We start from the raw sequence: 17,450 nt of genomic DNA, 5'->3' as shown, positions 1-17,450 counted from the left end.
AACGGCAGAAGCGCTCGATGGAAGCAAGGATGTCATTCATCGGCGGATTTGGTCCATCGGAACGGTTTGGGATCGGCGTTGTGTCGTTCGATGAACGAGGCGATGTCGGCCCTGAGGGCGGCCACGCTGCGATAGACGCCGCGCCGGATCTTCTTATCGGTGAGGAGTGCGAAGAAGCGCTCGACCTGGTTGAGCCATGACGAACTGGTCGGGGTCAGGTGCACGTGCCAACGCGGCCTTTTGGCCAGCCATCTGCGGATCATTGGGGTCTTGTGCGTGACGTAATTGTCCATGACGAGATGGACGTCGAGTTTGCGCGGTACGGCAGCTTCGATCTCGTCAAGGAACTTGCGGAACTCGGCGGTGCGGTGGCGCCCGTAGCACTTGCCAATGACCCGTCCGGTCGCAATATCGAGGGGCGGCGAACAGCGATGTGGTGCCATGCCTTTTGTAGTCATGGCTCCTTCGGGCCGCCTGGCCGGGACGCATCGGCAGCATCGGCTGGCTGCGGTCCAGCGCCTGGATTTGGGACTTCTCATCCACGCACAGAACGATGGCGTGCTCCGGCGGTGAGACGTAGAGGCCCACGAACATCGCGCACTTTGGCCACGAAGTTCGGATCGGTCGAGAGCTTGAACCTCTCCATCCGGTGCGGCTGGAGCCCGAAGGCTCGCCAGATGCGTTGGACCGTCGACACCGATAGGCCACTGGTCTTCGCCATGTCGCGGGAGCTCCAATGAGAGGCGTTCTCAGGGCAGCTCTCCAACGTTCTCACGATCACGGCCTCGATGCGGGCATCGTCAATCGTGCGCGGCGCGCCGGAGCGCGGCTCGTCGTGCAGCCCGGCCACGCGCTGCTCCATAAAACGCCGCCGCCACTTGCCTACGGTCTGCCGGTCCCCAGCCTGGCCGCCACTTCCGTGTTCTGACCACCTTCCGCACAGGTCAGCACGATCCGGGCCCTCAGCGACAGCGCCTGTGCCGTCTTCCGCTGCATCGTCAGCGACGTCAGTTCGGCGCGCTCGTCGTCGCTCAATCAGGGGGGGCAAGTTGCTGGACCGCCATTGGAGACTCCGTCGCTGTTTGCCTCCATCATTGGCACAGCGACGCGAATCTACTGCGAATCTACGATTGCGAACTTGTGACTCAGGACACTAGCTTCTCCGACGATCGACCGAACTGCGCGTCTTTTGCAAGCTTGAGCAACCGCTCTAGCCTGGCGCAGCGCTCCAGCAGAGCCGCGGCAAAGGCACGCAACTCGGCCGGGTCGCTCGGCAGCTGATCAGGCAAATCACTCATTGGTCCGAGTCTGCCATGCTTCGCGCCTCGATGCAGCGAAGATTTTATCTCCTACGCAAGCGCTTTCGGCTGCGGGATTCGAGGCGCATGCATGCGTGTCCAATCCATGCCGGCCAGAAGCGCCGACAACTTCATTCGCATGACGCCGTCAACAACCGGCGGCCACTTGAAGGCGCTGCCCTCAAGCCGCTTCCAATACAGCACAAGGCCACTGCCATCCCAGACGACGATCTTCACCCGATCGGCACGCTTCGCACGGAAGACCACCGCCACGCCCTTCATCGGATCGTGGCCCAGCGTCTCCTTCGCCAACAGCGCCAGGCCATCCGCGCCCTTCCTGAAGTCTACAGGTCGGTTGCAACGTAAATCATGAGGCCAGCGGGAGCCGTCAGCATGAACGTGTCCGGCGCAACGCCACAAACACATCACTCAGCACGGCAAGCCGACGCGTTCCGCACACCTCCACCCGGGCCCCCAGGGATTCAATCGTACGGCGGCAGCTTCCGGCGATCCGGAGGGCGCGGCAGCCGCCGATGGCGACGTGTCCGACACCAAAGGCACGAATGTTACTGTATCCGCCGAAGCCGGCAGCACCAGTTGACCTGAACCCGCCCGGCGCCGCCAGTCATGCACCTGCTGCGGCCGGCAGCCATGGCGGCGTGCGATATCTGTTACAATCACACCCGGCTCAAGGCTTTCCGCGACAATCTGCGCCTTCAAATCATCCGGCCACTGCTTCCGGCCTCCGCCAGCGTACACTTCGATACGCTGCGTCAACGGTCGTTTTATGTCGCCCGAATGGTCGTCCATTGTGAGCACCCTTGCAGAAGATGACTCTTCTAACGGTGCTCATAGGTCTACGCACAAACAATCTGATGGGCCTCGGAGCCCCGCTTACGATGAACGGACGACTCTAGCGAGAAGGAACAAGCGTGGAGGTAGTGCCGACTGAAGATGGGCCGGCGACACGACAGGAATCAAAATGCTCCTTGCCCTCAGCGAAGCCGCAAGGTGCGTTCGACGGTGACGGCTTCGCCGCAGGCGGGGTAAGTCCGGCCTTTGTATCAATTGGTAGAAGAGCGCGATGGACGAGCGCGATGACGATCCTGATCGGTTCCGGTGATCAGGATCGCACACACTTCGGCGCAAGGCGGCCCTTCGTGGACGATGCCGCCGAGCCTGGCCGCACAGGCCCCGCGACGAGCTGATCGCCCGGACTCAGGACGCGACCATGCTGCACGGCGAGTTCGCGCTCGCCTCAAGCTGGCGCTTGTCGTTCATGCGGCCGTCCGGCGACAGCTCCGAGGGCCCCTTTTTGGCCGCAGTGGCCTTCAACGCAAGTTGCTGCGCAGGAATGGGCTCCGCTTTTGTCGGACAATGCATAACGTGCCAGCGCGACATCGACGATGCGATTGGCCAGCGCCGGAAAGCCCAGGCCCGCCGCGCGGGCGGCGAGCACATACGAAGCGCCCTGCCCGAGCGCCGCCATGGAATTGATTTCCAGCACGAACGGCTGTCCGGCGCGGTCCACGCGGATATCAACGCGGGCATAATCTCGGCAGAAGCACGCGCGGAACGTCGCGACTGAAATGTCGCGTAGTCGCTTTGCGAGGTCCTCGTCCACGAGGGCCGGACATATTTTCTCGGGTTCGGCCGCAGCGCGATGCGACTTGTCCTCCCAGGTGATCAGGCGAACGGGCCGGTCGGCGAAATCATGCTCTACCAACGGCAGGGTCTCGATCACTTCGTTGCCGAGCAATGCGACGCAGATTTCGCGGCCGTCGATGTACTCTTCGACCAGCGCATCCTGATCGTATTGCGCAACGATCGCGTCCACGGAAGGCTTCAACAGAGCCGGCTCGTGCACGAGCTGCAGACCAAAGCTCGTCGATTCGTGACGCGGCTTCACCACCACCGGAAACTGCAGCTCGCGGACCGCCTCGGTGCCGTCCCGCATGACTTGGAAATTCGGCGTCGGGACGCCGGCAGCACGGATGAGCTCCTTGGTGATCACCTTGTCCAGGGCGAGCGCGTGGCCGAGCGGGCTCGACCCGGTGTACGGAACGCCTCCCATCTCAAGCATGGCCGGAACATGCGTGTAGCGGCACTCTCCCTGAATTCCGTAGGCCATGTTAAATACGATGCCTGACGGCCGCCCCTGGCGATCCGGCGGCATGAACCGCTCCAGCGTGGCGAGCAGGGTTTTATCACCCTCGCAAAGGAGGGTTTCATGCCCTCCGTCGCGCAGGGCCGCTATCACGTTTTCGACGGCGTTGCGCCCGTACTTCTCGGGACATATCTGTCCGAACCGGTTGATCACTCCCAAGCGATCGCTGTTCCAAACGACAGCTGTGCGCATGTCAGACTCCAATTGATATTCCAAGTCATCACTTGCTCCGACCACCGCGGGTCGGCATCCGCTTCTCAACTAGGGGTTCCGTCTTTTCTCGAACGAACGGGTTCATGCCTTCGAACAAGCGAACGTCGAGATACTTGTTGATCAGCAGAATGCTGCCGGCGAGCGCCAGCACCATTTCGGGGAATCGGAGAAAGAACTTGAACGTGCCCGGCAGCTTGATCAAGCTCACGATCAGGACGGCCGCGATCACCGCCATCAGTGTCCGCCAGAGGGCTTCGGCCAAACCGTCCTGGTCGAGCACCTTGGCGAAGCTCTCGCAGGTCAAGCACAGCGCGATGACGGGAAACAGGGAAATCTCACGCAGCCATGCGATATTCCACCAACTTCCGATTATCAACGGCACGAACAGACACGTCGAGGCGAGACTCAACAGCACGCCGAGGCGCGAGTAGCTGTGATTGGTCGTGAGCAGCCGGCGAAGCCCGACCATGACCACAAGCACCACTAGAACGAACGCGAGGCTGATCGGAATACCCAGGATATTGAACCCCATCGCCAGGAGGATGGGACGAAAGAAGCTGAGGACCTTCACGCCGAGCGTTAGCCGGAAAACCGCGACGATCACGGCGCCCAGCGCTACCAGCAGCACATTTTCGGCCGCGGCGTGAAAATGTGCAGGCACGTCGGCAAGCGAGAATAAGCCTGTCGTCACGGCGGCGGTCGGGAAGACCGGAATCTTCGCTAGCGCGATCCCGACCGGAAGCGCGAACAAGAAGACCAAGAGCCAATCGGTCCTAGCTATCGCGCCCGTCGACTCGGGCGGGGTGGTCGATTTTTCGATCACTGGAACGTTCCCGCCGTTCCGTCACGCCGGGGGTCAGCCGCCCCCGTCACGCCGCCGTCCGGCGAGAACTGCAGCGCGTGCACGGCCGCCATGGCGTAGCTGTGGCGTGACCGGATGACGGGTTCGCGCCCGCTCGCCAGGAGGCTACTCAGCAAGGCGTCGTCCGCGGCCGGCCGCTCGATCCAGACCTTGCCGCCCACGAGCCCGTGCACGCGCGGCGCATCGACGGCCGAAACGATGTCACGGCCGTGATCGATGACGTCGCACGTGACCTGGAGAATGGCCGAGATGATGCGGCGGCTGCCGGCCGCGCCCAATGCAAGCAATGGCGTTGCGGCGGGGCCGCCCAACACCAGCGTCGGCGCGATGTTCGAGCGGGGCCGGCACCGCGGCGCTAGCGCATGAGCATGCGGTGTGCGCGGACAGGTGCAGAGATAATTGTTGTAGACAAAGCCGAGCGTGCGGTGGGCGACCTTCGCGCCGAATACCGATTGGATCGACTGAGTCAGGCTGACGATCATGCCGTGCCGGTCGCACGCCACCAGATGGGTTGTATCGCCGGGCTCTTCCGCGCAATCGGCCGTGAAGGCGAGCTTTCGCGAGCCAGCAATCGCGGCCGCAACCCGCCTTGCATGATCCTGACTCAGCGAGTCGCGCAAAGTTAGCGCGGGCTGCTGAGAGCTCATGTGCTCGCGTTCGCTGAACGCCGCCGGCACGGCAAGGGCGAGCGCCTTGCGCCATCCGCTTTCCGATCTCGCAAACCCGTGCTCCGCGAGCTCTTTCAACAGGTTGAACGCCATGAGGAGCTGCGGGCCGCCGTTCGGCGCCGGAGCACTGACGATCCGGCAGCCGGCGTACTCGACCGACAGCGGATCTGTCTCGACCGGCGGAGCGCAGGCTGAGAGGTCGGCGGCAGTGATGAGCCCGCCGCACGTCGCCATGTCCGCCGTGATCCGGCGGGCAATGGAGCCCTGGTAGAAATCCTCGATGCCGCGACGCACGAGCTCGCGGAGCGTGACCGCCAATGCGGGCTGGCGGAACGTTGAGCCGGCGGGCGGCGGCCGGCCGTCCGCCAGGAACAACTCCGCCGCCGCGCCGGCGCGTAGATATTGGGCCACCCATCGGCACTGCCGATGCTGCAGCTGCGTGATGGGATAGCCGTCTTCCGCGATCCCGATCGCCGGCGCCAACACCTGGGCGCGACTGAGCACGCCATATTGGCGCTGCGCCCAGTCGAGAGTCGCGGGAGCCGACGGAACCGTGCAGGCGCGATGACCGCGGCGCTGCTGGATTGCCGTGATCGTCTCGAGCGATGCCGCTGCGGGTGCGCGCGACTGTCCGTCGATGATCCGGATTGATCCGTCGGTGCGGCGCACGAGCATCGACGTCTGTCCACCCAGCCCGGACGCGCTCGGTTCGCAGACGGACAACGCCCACGCGGCGGCGACCGCCGCGTCCATGGCGTTGCCGCCCGCACGCAATGTGGCAAGCCCGGCTTGGGTGGCGAGCGGAAAGGCCGTCACCACCGCTGCCCGGCTTGCCGGCTTGCGTCCCTCCGCGGGCGCAACGCCGCTGCGCTCTCGATCTGCGATCAGCATCGCGAGCGCTCCGGGTCAGGCTTCCGGCAAATCGTCGAGCCAGTAGGCGTCCTCAACATACGGCCGGGAGAAGATCTTGCCGAGCTTGTCCAGATATTTGTTCTGGTGGTAGCGCATGTACACGCGGCCATCGTCGCCGAGGTCGAGAATTTCGATCTTCCCGGTATAATGCGACATGATGTACTTGAACGTTTTCTGGATCCCGCTCAGCAGCTGATTAGCCCCTTTGGCGATCTCGATGCCGCGGGCGAGCGGCACCTGAAAGTGCGACGCACCTTTCACTGGTCGCCCCTGGAATAGGTAGTACGGCCGCACGCCGATCTCATGGCACTTGGCGAAGGTGTCGGCGATGATCGCGGGGTCGTCATTCACGTTCGCGAGCAGCACCGTCTGATTGAGGAACTGGACGCCATGCGCGCGCAGCCCGCGGATGCAATGCTCTGCTTCGGACGAGATTTCGCCTACGTGATCGAAGTGGGCGACGATGATCGGCGTCTTGCCCGCCTCGCGCATGCGCCGGAACAGAGCAGCGAGGGTCGGATCCTCCAGCCGCTTGGGAGAGAAGGCCACCATCTTGGTTCCCAAGCGGATGGAGGTCAGATGCGGAATCGGCAGCAGGTGGTCGACGATCATTTCGAGCTTGGTGGTGCTTAGGATGAACGGATCACCGCCCGAGAGCAGCACATTGTTCATCTCCGGATGCGCGCCGATGTAGCGAGCCACTTCAGCGAAATCCGGCGCGATCTCGTCGGAATCCATGCCGACAATGCGCTTGCGGAAACAGTAACGGCAATATGATGCACAGCGATCGGTGACGAGCAGCAGTCCTGTCTGCGGGTATTTGTGTTGCAAGCCGGGCACGACGGTGTTGGCGTGCTCGCCGCTCGTGTCAAGGCTTCCGGGACTTTCGAACTCCTTGAGCGAAGGCTCGACTATGTGTTTCAGCTGCTCGTAGTATCGGTTCTTTTGAATGTGCTCGCGATAGAACTTCGTGACTTGGTATTGCGTGATGTCATTCGCCTGCAACTCTTCTTCTGGGACGAAGCGCGCACATTCGATGAAGTTCATGAGCGTAGCATCGGAGGGAACCATCTTTTCTGACTGCACTCGTGCCTCGGATACAAGACCCTCCCGCACTGACTCAAGCATCAAGATACTCCCATCCCCTTATTAGACGGAGTCTAAGCGTTAGCCCCCGGCGCGTGGATACGCGATCGGGTCGAGTGTCACTCGACGTTGTATTAATGTCGGAGAATCGCGTTTATTCCTCGACATCCGACAATTCGTGACAAGCAATTGGCATGCCAATTGTGCGATCCTGCAGAAATGGTTTAGTTTACGCGTTTCACCGCCATCTTCGTACCGCATTGGAGGAAATGTTGTATTCTCACCATTGTGTGTCGTGTCACGATTGGGTCATGAGATTGGGGGGATGCCCCCATTGATGGGTCATTTCACCCGCGACTTGCGGCTGCGAAATTGCATGAGGTTGAGCGCGAGAGCGAGGCACTCAAGCGGGCTTGGACGTGCCGCGACGCACGAGCTATCGCCAAAATTTGGTGACGGCCGGGCCGGTCAAGCGGCCGCGGTTGCGGGCTGACGGTCGATCTGTTTGACGATGACCTCGACCCCATCGTTGAATGTCACATCGAGAACGAGTTTTGGCAACCGGTTGTGACCATCGAGACGGCGCCGGCTTTTCTGGGCTCCTTCGACCAGTTTGAAGACCATCGCGAGGGCTGTCCTGTTCGACAGGCAGCCCTTTGCCCGCGCACCGTGACCGCTGGTTGGGGAGGCGAGCGAGACACCATTGGACGCCAATCTCTGATCGGCGAAAGACCCAAAACGTCGCCAGCCCCGAATTTGATTTGGCCAGCAGGATTAGGATCGCCCTTTTTGTTGTTCCACGCATATTGGATCTGACGGAGCAGGAGGGGCGGATCGTTGACGCGAAAGTTGAGGCCATAGCGGTCGCACTCTTGCGGATCACCGGGGCCGGGTCCGGCCTGGTCGCCATCGAAGATGCCGCCAAGAACAGACAACTGGTCGGTGAAGTTGACGAGAAGACGGGCTCCCATCGAATGGCGGCGCCGCTCGGCAGATCCAGCGAGGTGATCGCTGGCCAACACATCGAGCCGTTTGTCAACACGCCGGTGTATTTGGTGTTGAAGAACTCGCTGTCGGCCGCGAGTTGTCCCACCTTTAGCGAGACTTTCTTATTGCCCCACTGCTTTTCGAAATAGACCTCATCGAGACGGGTGGATGGCAAAGCCTCGATGCCGGCCGATATAGGTGGCTGCAAATTTGACGCCGTACTTTTGCAAGGGATTAGAGAGAAGACCAAGCGTCTTTTCCTCCACGGTGCTTTCGCCCCTGTCGGGGTCGGTCGGCTTATCCTCGTCGGTCTTCTTGTCCTCCTGGGCGGCCGCTGTCCCCGCCGCAAGCAACATGGCGGCGAAAAATAGTTGTCCAAGGCGCCTCCAGGTACGTCTCACAGTTTCGATCCTGAGCGGCGGGGTGCAAGCGCATCGAGCCATGTGGTCGCTTTGAATTCAAGCCCCGCTGAATGTGGAGCGGCATTGCCGTGACTCACCTAACTTATGTTGACGATGAAGCGAAAAAATTCCGTCAGGATCGCGTGGGGCAGTCAACGACCGGCCAGCGCAACCGGAGCCCCCTCGATCTTCAAGCTGTGGTCTAGAGATTGAGCCGGGCGGCGCGGCTTTCATTGGTAGAGCTGCAGAGCCATTCTGGGCGCGAGCATGTCGGCGCATTGGCCGAAAGTTCCCTGTGTCTCTCATTCGCACGCCGGGTTTGTCAGACACTTGCCTGCAAGCATGGCAACTGCTGGATTCGCAGGCTGTGAACACGTTGCCAAGAAGCCACGCCATCGAACGGAATGGACATTGGCGGCGTCATTATCGTGGCGGCGCTCGCGCTCGCAGCTTATTGGTGAGGAATAAATGGGGCGACATTTTTGGAGCCCCACCAGTTTGTTTCTAATGCGTTCATTGATCAGCGCCAGAATTGGCGGCAAGCCAATTCGTGATTGGAGCTAGTTGCGAAATGAATTTTGACAATCAGTCCAGGACTAACCTAACCATTCGGTCCCCACGCATTCAGCTATGACTTCTGCCGATCAAGCGAATGAAAGCCAGAGCAGTGAAACGCGCTTTGGATTCAAAGCAACTGGTTCGATCGTTTAACCCAGCGCACGGTGTCGGACAAATCGTTGCCGTTGAAGAGCAAACGGTGGCTGGCGTTCGCCTTGAGTTCTTTGTCATCTATTTCGCAAAGAGCAAGATGACGCTACGCGTTCCAACGAGCAAAGCGACAAACACCGGTATGCGTCACCTATCCGATCCGAACTCCATCCAGCACATACGACGAATCCTGGGTCAACCACCTCATAGGGGGCGAGGCAATTGGCCTCGACTTGCTCAAGAGTACGAAAGCAAGATCAATTCGGGTAATATTGTCGCCATTGCTGAAGTGATGCGCGACCTCCACCGACGCGCTACCAGCCCAGACCAGAGCTACGCCGAACGGCAACTCTACACGGCGGCGGTTGATCGCTTGTCCGAAGAAGTTGCTCTTGTAAGCGGCATGACCGAAGAAAAAGCCGAGAAAGAGCTGGAAAGCCTTATGACAGCCGAGGTCAGGCGCAGCGCCTAGTCGGGGCCTTCGGACAGTCGCGGCTTTGCTTCCATCGAAAACGGCGGCGCCGCGGCCAAACCTTCCGCAATGCGCCGGGACCGCTTTCGCGCGGCCCCGGCGCAAATCTCATTCTGCCGCTTGCGAGAAGGTGTCCCCACCCTGCGCATCGCTGGATGGCTCGCGCGAGGGCTGCGCCCTCAGTCCACTTCAAGGATACGTCTTGCGATCTCCGCGCAAGCGACGTCGCCGGGCCAGAAATCTAATTCCCCCTACTCCTCCAGGGTACCGGGATCTTACGGAGGCAAACTACTCCTTTTCGGCGTGAAACCTGCGCGCGCTTCGTGCAGACTTATCCTCATCAGGATTTTGCACGATCCCTCCTGGGGCTAGAGCCAGCGCCGTCCGCATGTATTTCAAGCGGGCGGCGTTGTGCATTAGCCCAACAAACAAGGAGAGCCCCGACGGGGGCTAGGTGTTTAGTCCCAAGCTTTGATGGTGCATTCTTTTCGCGCGATTCGAAGGATGCGCTATGGGACAGGTTTTACACGGCTGCGCCACCACGACGGAGGCAGTCCGTCGAGCAATACAAAATAGTCAAGAGAGCCTGAGAGCCCTCGCCAAGCGCTACGGGATCAACCAGAAGACTGTCGCGAAGTGGAAGCAGCGCGAGACCGTCGCCGATCGTTCGACAGGCCCCAAGGACGCCAAGTCGACAGTCCTTTCCATCGAGGAGGAGGCGATCATCATCGCTTTCCGGCGGCATACGCTGCTGCCACTCGACGACTGCCTCTATGCCCTGCAGCCGACCATCCCGCATCTGACGCGATCATCCCTGCATCGCTGTCTCCAGCGCCATGGCATCAGCCGATTGCCGGAGGTCGAAGGCAGCAAGCCTTCGAAGAAGAAGTTCAAGGCTTACCCGATCGGCTATTTCCACATCGATATCGCAGAGCTTCAGACCGCTGAAGGCAAGCTCTACCTCTACGTCGCCATCGATCGCACCAGCAAGTTCGCCTTCGTGCAACTGGTCAGGAAGACGGGAAGGACCTCAGCCGTGGCCTTCCTCGAAGCTCTGATCGCGGCTGCCCCCTACAAGATCCACACGGTTCTCACCGACAATGGAATCCAGTTCACCTTCCCGCCGCGCTATGCGGACGGTCCGACGGCAAGATACGTGACGCATATGTTCGATATGCGATGCCAGGAAAACGGCATCGAACATCGGCTGACCAAGATCAAGCATCCCTGGACCAATGGCCAAGTCGAGCGCATGAACCGCACGATCAAGGAAGCGACCGTCCAACGCCACTATTACGATCGACACGATCAGCTCGAAGCTTACCTTGCCGACTTCATCGCCGCCTACAACTACGCTCGACGGCTGAAGACCCTGAGGGGCCTCACACCCTACGAATACACCTGCAAATGCTGGACTTCCCAGCCGGAACGATTCAAACTCAACCCGCTCCAGCGAATGCCAGGACTAAACACCTAGCGGCCGCTTCTCTAAAAGCCGCTGCGCATTCGTGGCAGCGTCGCACCTTCGTCCTTGTACGAGCGCTCGGCCACCTGGTGCCAAGCGATCTCCCGCGAGCAGCGATCCTGCTCTTTGCCCCATTCCGCTAACACCCTGTCATACATTGTATTGTCGATCCGGCCGTCGAGGTTTGTCGACATACATGGCACGCAGACGTTGCGTCAGGCAGTCGTATTCGGCTTGTACGGACTACGCACTCGTCGTCAGTACACAAGCGGCCTGTTGCCCCGAATACGATATCCAATTGACACCATAGTTGGTTTCACGGATGAATTCGTCGAATGCTAATCTTTCATGCTTCTCGAACCCTACGTAGTTGAAGTATTCGTCAAACACGATAACGCATCCCGGACGAATCTGAGACTTGAGCCCCGTAAAGATGCTTCTTGTGCTTGAATATATGTCGCAGTCGACGTGGATGAACGCAATGGGAAGCTCGCGCTGAGCAAACACCGGAATCGTCTCATCAAACAGTCCAATAATAAGCTCTACGTTCTCCGGAACGTTAGGCGCCTTACCTCCACGATCGAAGTTCACTGGAAGGTATCCGTTCCAGCGCTCCGGGAGGCCAGTAAAGCTGTCGAAGCCATAAAACTTCCGCTCTGGAAATCGCTCGGCCATGGTGCTGATCGTGTAACCGCTATAGACGCCGAATTCGAGGACAACGCCCGCACCCGCTTTCGACAAGGCATCAAGCCTGAACTCATCATGATCGGCAAAAAACACAGCATCAGTCATTTCTGTGCGGATTATCTCAATGGCTTGTTCCTGCGCAATCACAGACAAAGCACGAAACAAGCCATGGTTTGTTCTGGGTAGCCCGTACATTTCCGCAGCGGTTACAAGTTTGCGAAGGTGTTCATTTGCAATGTCCTGCTTGCTAAGCATCGTCGACAAAGCTTTGGCAACCTCGCTGGAAGATTTTGCCAGCCGATCAATTGCGGCCAATAGGCGATCGTCAACCGTTTCTTTCATCGCGTCATTCCCTTTGACTACACTAAGATCAATTGCTCTCGCCGATCCCGACACACATCGATCCTCGGAGAAGCGGTAACTTTCAAAGAAGCATTTATTGAGCCAGAAACTGGCATTTTCGGCGCCTGCTCTCGCAGCGGCATCCACTTTCACCAGCCGCTGCACGCCTGGTCTAGCGACGGGTCGCTGGCCTGCGCACGTGCAAGACGTCGCGTTCCAGTTGGTAGATGGGTCCGTGTGGTCCAACGCTGCGCGGAAAGGTCATGTAGGCGAGCGCATCGGTCTTGGCGTCGTCGAGGAAGCCGGCAAGCTTGGGCAGCTTGGGGCGGAGCTGGTCGGAGACCCTTCGCCATTGCGCCTTGGCAGTCTCGGCATCACCCTGGGCAAAGGTGGTAGCGATGAAGGCGGAGACGGCGCGCCGCCCGCTCTTGCCGGCAAGCGCCAGCGCGTTACGCATGAAGTGCACCCGGGGGCCGTTGAACAAGTGGTTGATGGATTCGCTCGATGCAGTAACCGGCCCATTCACTCGCGATGCTGACCGCGGCGTTTCGAGGGGAAACGATCGAGCGCAAAAGGAGTGCAGCCAGAGCGCCTGCCAGCCGCTTGAGGTTGATGGCGGCGCGTCAGGTAGACCTGGATCTTCATGTTCGGCAGACCACGCCGTATGGCGCGCGCCAGCCCATGCCAGGTCCTGGCTTCGCCATGGAAGCCCTCTGAACGCCAGCGATGGCGCTGATAGAGCCGTCGATCTTGCCAGCTCCATCGCTCGCGACGGCGGCGGGCGCGGAGCAGTGCGGGATAATCGTTACCCACAACAACTGCCCTTATTAACTCTCCCCTTCGATAGACAGTCACCCTTGAGCGGACACCGGGCACAATCCTTTGCCTTCGAGTAAAAGAAACGGCCGTGCTTGATGGGTCGCGCGGGGCGCAAGGTACGCCCTCGCGGGCATTTCAGGATGTCGTGCTTGGCGCCGTACCGGAAGCGTCTGAGAGGTACGCGACTCTTGATTGGTTCAGATTTAGCCGGGATCAGGGCATCGATGCCGCGCCGTTCGAGAGCGCCGTAGACTTTGGCGTAAGCATAGCCGGCATCGGCGGTGACCGCTTTGATGTCGATGCCTGTAATCGCTTCAACCTCATCAACTTGCGGCTCGATCATCTCACCTTCGTTCGTTTGTCCAGTTGTGACCGCGACGTCCAAAATGACCCCGACCTTGTCATCGACGGCCGTGTGTTGCTTGTAAGAGGGCTTCAGCCGACGGTTTCGGGCATTTGTGGCCATCGTTGCATCGAGATCGGTCGTGCAGACCTTCTTGTACTTGCCGCTCTGCCGGCCCTTTCTCTCAACCTCGTGAACCTCCTCCGAATTGATGGACACCTGTAGTAGGCTCGAAGAGCCAGGAGGTGTCGGATGGAAGGACGTCAACGTCGGTCGTTTACGGACGACTACAAGCGGCAAGCGGTTGATCTCGTAGCGTCGAGCGGGCGCTCGATCGGATCTGTCGCCAAGGAGCTTGGCCTGCGCGATTCCGTGCTGCGGCGGTGGGTGGAGCAGCGAGGGGCCCGGCTGGAGCCGACGGCGGCGACGCGGCGCCCCACAACGCAGGCGACGCTGCCGTCGGCGGACCACGCGGCAGAGATCGCGCGTTTGCAGCGAGAGAACGAGCGGCTGCGCATGGAGCGCGACATTCTAAAAAACTGTCCAGCACGGTGGCGCGCCTGTGCGGGGTAGAAACAGCCTTGTGCTATCCTCGGCGGCTGGGAGGGTAGCGGCCGTTCGATTATTGGAGGTACAATCCCCGTTAAAAAACATGGTCCATGGGTGCATGCGAACTTGAGAGTGGTGACGTCGCCCTGGCGACGATCCCGATTAGGAAGATGACGATTGGCATAGCCCAGACCCTCCTGCTCATCATTGAATGGAGGATTGCCATGCAGAAGAAGAGGACGGCCGGCGACCGTCCGGAACTGAAGCCGGCCAACGTCGGGGCCGCCGCCATCGACATCGGATCAACGATGCACATGGCTGCGGTGAACCCCGCTTGCACCGACGTGCCTGTGCGCTCTTTTGGCACATTCACGCAAGACCTGCATGAGCTGGCGGACTGGTTCAAAACGTGCGGCGTGACGAGTGTCGCGATGGAATCCACCGGGGTCTATTGGATCCCGGTCTACGAGATCCTGGAGCAGCGCGGGTTTGAGGTGATTCTGGTCAATGCGCGGTACGCCAAGAACGTGCCCGGGCGCAAGACCGATGTCAGCGATGCCGCATGGTTGCGCCAGCTTCACTCCTATGGCCTGTTACGCGGCAGCTTCCGACCTGATGCCGAGATCGCAACCCTGCGCGCGTATCTCCGCCAACGGGAGCGGCTGGTGGAATATGCCGCCGCCCATATCCAGCATATGCAGAAGGCCCTGATTGAGGTGAATCTGCAACTCCATCATGTGATCACGGATATAACGGGCGCAACCGGCATGCGGATTATCCGAGCGATTGTTGCAGGCGAGCGGAATCCTGACGTCTTGGCAACCTATCGGGACGTGCGATGCCATTCATCCATCGCGACGATCCGTGCGGCCCTGGTGGGCAATCGCTGGGCGGCAGTTTCAGTCAGACGGACTATTGGCACGATCTCGGGGCATCGAGCTTCGACCGACAGCCTTGGGCGGGCGATGGCAATACTTCAGAAGAAGCACACCGGCACACCCCGGCAACGGCGCAGAGGGTCGAAGCCTTGAGCGACGGGTGGGCCTCCGCCACCGGCTCTGTCAGCAATCCGACGAACGGTGAAGCCCCCGTGCTCTGGCCATCGCAGCTTGACCAGATCCTGAACAGTTGGGCTGGCGCCGAGGAGCAGATAGAAGGCGAGGACCGGCAAGAGGCGGTAAGACGAATCAAAGCCTGGGGAGAGGCCGGCGACGTCTACGCGCGTCTGGAGCTGCCATACCTGAGCTTGACGACCTTGCCCGCCGCATTCCCGCCCGATCTCCGGTCGCTCAACGTCAGCGGCAACGAGTTGATGCACCTGCCCGACACCCTTCCGGCCCAACTCCGGATGCTCGAAGTTGGCGCCAACCGGCTGACCAGCCTGCCCGTCACACTTCCGGAGGGACTTCAGACACTCGCCGTGGTCAGCAACCACCTGACCAGCCTACCAGAAACCCTGCCGGCCGAGCTCCAGAACCTCGACGTCCGCGGCAATCGGCTGACCAACCTGCCCGAGATCCTCCGGGCTGGACTTCAGTTACTTGCCGTTGGCGGCAACCAGCTGACTAGTCTGTCCAACACCCTCCCGCCCGAACTCCAAGAGTTCGAAGCCGACGGCAACCAGCTGACTAGCCTGCCTGAGAGCCTCCCCGCCGAGCTTCAGTTGCTGTCCGTCCGCGACAACCGGCTGACTAGCCTGCCCGAGACACTCCCGCCTGAGCTCCAGAGGCTTCATGCCAGCCGCAATAGGCTGACCAGCCTGCCCGATGCCCTCCCGACCGAGCTTCAGGAGCTCGAGGCGGGCGACAACCGGCTGACCAGCCTGCCGGAGACCTTGCTAACGCAGCTAGGTTGTGGGTGTACGGTTTATCTGGAGGATAATCCGCTGACCGAGAGGGTGCTGACGAATCTGGCGACAGCCCTGAACGCGCCAGGCTATGTCGGCCCTCGGGTCTTCTTCGCAATGGGCGGGGGAGCAGCGGAGAGTCAAGCGCGGCCGCTGCCCGAAGTGGTGGCGGACTGGCTCGAGGAGGCGCCCGAGTCATTGGCCGCCTGGCAAAACTTCGCCAACGAGGCGGGTGCCCCGGTATACGCAAGCTTCCTCGACAGGCTGCGGGACACTGTGAATTACGGCAATCCCCAGTTCCGGCAGGCCGTGATCGAGGACCTGCAGCGGGCGGCGATCAGGCCGCGGTTGCGCGAGCAGTATTTTCAGCTGGCCTTTGGGGCGAGCGAGAGCTGCGAGGATCGCATCACATTGACCTGGAACAGCATGCAGACCGCACGCCTGAACGCTGACGTCGAGGATGGCGCCTATGACAATCGGCTTGGTGATCTTGTCGAACAGGGCCGCATCCTGTTCCGCCTGGACGCGCTCGAGCAGATCGCCCGGGAGAAGGTCGACTCGCTCCGCTTTGTCGACGAGATCGAAGTCTATCTCGCCTATCAGGTCAAGTTGCGCGAGCGGCTGGAGCTACGGCACATCGCCCCGGACATTCGCTTCTTCGGCGTCTCCTGGGTTACAGACTACGACCTCAGCACGGCCGAGACGCGGGTGCGCCACGAGGAGGCGACGGGGTTTGCCTACTATCTGGCAACCCGGTGGCAACCCTGGGAAACGGTGGTAAGCCGGATCGCGCCCGAAGCCCACGCACAGATGCAGGGTCGTCTCGTCGAGGCGATGGGCGAGGAGTTCGACAGCCACCTCCAGCAACGGCTGGCCGATCATGACCTGATCGGGAACAGCGATGCCGAGCGGCAGTTCGGAGCGCAGATCCGCGACGAGATCGCCCGCGAGATCAAGGGCGCGCTGACGCGTCAGGTGCTCGCGGACCACGGGCTTGGGGTGTGAAACGGCCGTCTAGTTGCGAGGCTGTCAATCCTGTTTCCACTCAACCCTCGCCGCGTCATTGTGGGCGGTCGATATGGTAGGCCCCGGCGGATCGCACGCATGGAAGGGGCTGAAAACGGCCCCGGAAAGGCCCGAAAACAGCGCGCGGTGGGCGGGTTTGACTGGTTGAAAATTGGGTACTGTCCGTATTCCGAGGCCCGTGTCCTAATTCAGAGTTAGTCCTCCGTGAAGAACGAGGGCGACTGCCGGTTTAAGCGATGTTTTGAACCGGGACAGTTTCGGCGAGCGCCCGGATGATGGCGTGCATGAGCTCTGCGAGCCATCGCAGGAGCAGGCCGAAATTATAGCCCGCAGCGGCGAGGACAGCGTTGATGCGGTCGCCGACGGGTCTCCCCCGATTACCCATATTACCTTTCCAGCGTGCCATGCCCATTACCCCGGCGGACCAGACAGGTGCATATGTCGATTGCTTCCCTGTCCGCACGGCCTTCCCCGCCATACGATCGGGTCGGCGTCCGCATCGTAACTTTCGAGGCGTGCTCAGGCTTCACTCACGTTACCGCCCGCTGGATTGCTCGGCCGCCCAAAGCGACCTTTGTCACGAGGCTTCGGTCTGTCCG

General features: G+C 60.8%; 11 protein-coding genes and 8 pseudogenes. 5 read left to right on the top strand and 14 right to left on the bottom strand.

The annotated features are described in order from the left end of the window. Window positions 1-32: 32 nt before the first annotated feature. The 11 genes and pseudogenes from ACVWY5_RS05750 to ACVWY5_RS05700 all read right to left on the bottom strand — a co-directional run bounded on the left by ACVWY5_RS05750 (window position 33) and on the right by ACVWY5_RS05700 (window position 8,594). A pseudogene (locus ACVWY5_RS05750) lies at window positions 33-1,035 on the bottom strand (IS630 family transposase). Between the two features lie 314 nt (window positions 1,036-1,349). Continuing rightward, window positions 1,350-1,724: an IS66 family insertion sequence element accessory protein TnpB gene (tnpB, locus tag ACVWY5_RS05745; RefSeq protein ID WP_456671649.1), complete on the bottom strand. Its 375-nt coding sequence runs from the start codon at window positions 1,722-1,724 to the stop codon at window positions 1,350-1,352. Between the two features lie 3 nt (window positions 1,725-1,727). Next, window positions 1,728-2,108, bottom strand: a complete 381-nt coding sequence (locus tag ACVWY5_RS05740) for a transposase (protein ID WP_080667333.1) — start codon at window positions 2,106-2,108, stop codon at window positions 1,728-1,730. A gap of 448 nt (window positions 2,109-2,556) precedes the next feature. Then, window positions 2,557-3,657 carry a D-alanine--D-alanine ligase family protein gene (locus tag ACVWY5_RS05735; RefSeq protein WP_080667336.1) on the bottom strand — a complete coding sequence of 367 codons (1,101 nt, stop codon included), beginning with the start codon at window positions 3,655-3,657 and terminating at the stop codon, window positions 2,557-2,559. A gap of 28 nt (window positions 3,658-3,685) precedes the next feature. Then, a complete protein-coding gene (locus ACVWY5_RS05730) occupies window positions 3,686-4,501 on the bottom strand; it encodes a 7TM domain-containing protein (RefSeq protein ID WP_080667332.1) in 816 nt (271 codons plus the stop codon). Further along, on the bottom strand, window positions 4,498-6,099 hold the full coding sequence (locus ACVWY5_RS05725) for a gamma-glutamyltransferase family protein (protein ID WP_028337822.1): 1,602 nt from the start codon (window positions 6,097-6,099) through the stop codon (window positions 4,498-4,500). The genes ACVWY5_RS05730 and ACVWY5_RS05725 overlap by 4 nt, the downstream gene beginning before the upstream one ends. 15 nt (window positions 6,100-6,114) lie before the next feature. Then, window positions 6,115-7,167 (bottom strand): KamA family radical SAM protein, encoded by a 1,053-nt coding sequence (locus ACVWY5_RS05720; RefSeq protein ID WP_028337821.1) that lies wholly within the window; start codon window positions 7,165-7,167, stop codon window positions 6,115-6,117. A 507-nt stretch (window positions 7,168-7,674) separates the two neighbouring features. Continuing rightward, window positions 7,675-7,869: pseudogene (locus ACVWY5_RS05715) on the bottom strand (IS256 family transposase); the annotation flags it as partial. A gap of 143 nt (window positions 7,870-8,012) precedes the next feature. Beyond that, window positions 8,013-8,177: pseudogene (locus ACVWY5_RS05710) on the bottom strand (carbohydrate porin); the annotation flags it as partial. Between the two features lie 71 nt (window positions 8,178-8,248). Further along, window positions 8,249-8,368 (bottom strand): annotated as a pseudogene (locus ACVWY5_RS05705) (carbohydrate porin); the annotation flags it as partial. Further along, on the bottom strand, window positions 8,346-8,594 hold the full coding sequence (locus ACVWY5_RS05700; RefSeq protein ID WP_321177165.1) for a hypothetical protein: 249 nt from the start codon (window positions 8,592-8,594) through the stop codon (window positions 8,346-8,348). The pseudogene ACVWY5_RS05705 and the gene ACVWY5_RS05700, both read right to left, overlap by 23 nt. A 652-nt stretch (window positions 8,595-9,246) precedes the next feature. Between ACVWY5_RS05700 and ACVWY5_RS05695 the strand changes: the two genes are divergently transcribed. After that, a complete protein-coding gene (locus ACVWY5_RS05695; RefSeq protein WP_051376388.1) occupies window positions 9,247-9,774 on the top strand; it encodes a CarD family transcriptional regulator in 528 nt (175 codons plus the stop codon). 511 nt (window positions 9,775-10,285) lie between these two features. Beyond that, a complete protein-coding gene (locus tag ACVWY5_RS05690; RefSeq protein WP_028337816.1) occupies window positions 10,286-11,251 on the top strand; it encodes an IS481 family transposase in 966 nt (321 codons plus the stop codon). Window positions 11,252-11,482: 231 nt separating this feature from the next. Here the strand turns inward: ACVWY5_RS05690 and ACVWY5_RS05685 are convergent, their stop codons facing one another. From ACVWY5_RS05685 to ACVWY5_RS05675, 3 genes and pseudogenes are all read right to left on the bottom strand, one after another. After that, the gene (locus ACVWY5_RS05685; protein WP_321177616.1) at window positions 11,483-12,433 is read right to left on the bottom strand and encodes a class I SAM-dependent methyltransferase; all 951 of its coding nucleotides are present in this window, start codon (window positions 12,431-12,433) and stop codon (window positions 11,483-11,485) included. Window positions 12,434-12,521: 88 nt separating this feature from the next. Beyond that, window positions 12,522-12,740, bottom strand: a pseudogene (locus ACVWY5_RS05680) (transposase); the annotation flags it as partial. A gap of 97 nt (window positions 12,741-12,837) precedes the next feature. Beyond that, window positions 12,838-13,640 (bottom strand): annotated as a pseudogene (locus ACVWY5_RS05675) (transposase); the annotation flags it as partial. 42 nt (window positions 13,641-13,682) lie between these two features. Between ACVWY5_RS05675 and ACVWY5_RS05670 the strand changes: the two are divergent. The 3 genes and pseudogenes from ACVWY5_RS05670 to ACVWY5_RS05660 all read left to right on the top strand — a co-directional run. After that, window positions 13,683-13,991 (top strand): annotated as a pseudogene (locus tag ACVWY5_RS05670) (transposase); the annotation flags it as partial. 212 nt (window positions 13,992-14,203) lie between these two features. After that, window positions 14,204-14,863, top strand: a pseudogene (locus tag ACVWY5_RS05665) (IS110 family RNA-guided transposase); the annotation flags it as partial. 143 nt (window positions 14,864-15,006) lie between these two features. After that, window positions 15,007-16,830 carry an NEL-type E3 ubiquitin ligase domain-containing protein gene (locus ACVWY5_RS05660; RefSeq protein ID WP_321177163.1) on the top strand — a complete coding sequence of 608 codons (1,824 nt, stop codon included), beginning with the start codon at window positions 15,007-15,009 and terminating at the stop codon, window positions 16,828-16,830. Window positions 16,831-17,450 lie beyond the last annotated feature (620 nt).

The organism is Bradyrhizobium sp. USDA 3256, assembly GCF_054058275.1.
The sequence above is the reverse complement of the archived record's forward strand: the minus strand, read 5'-3'. Positions and strand labels throughout refer to the sequence as shown.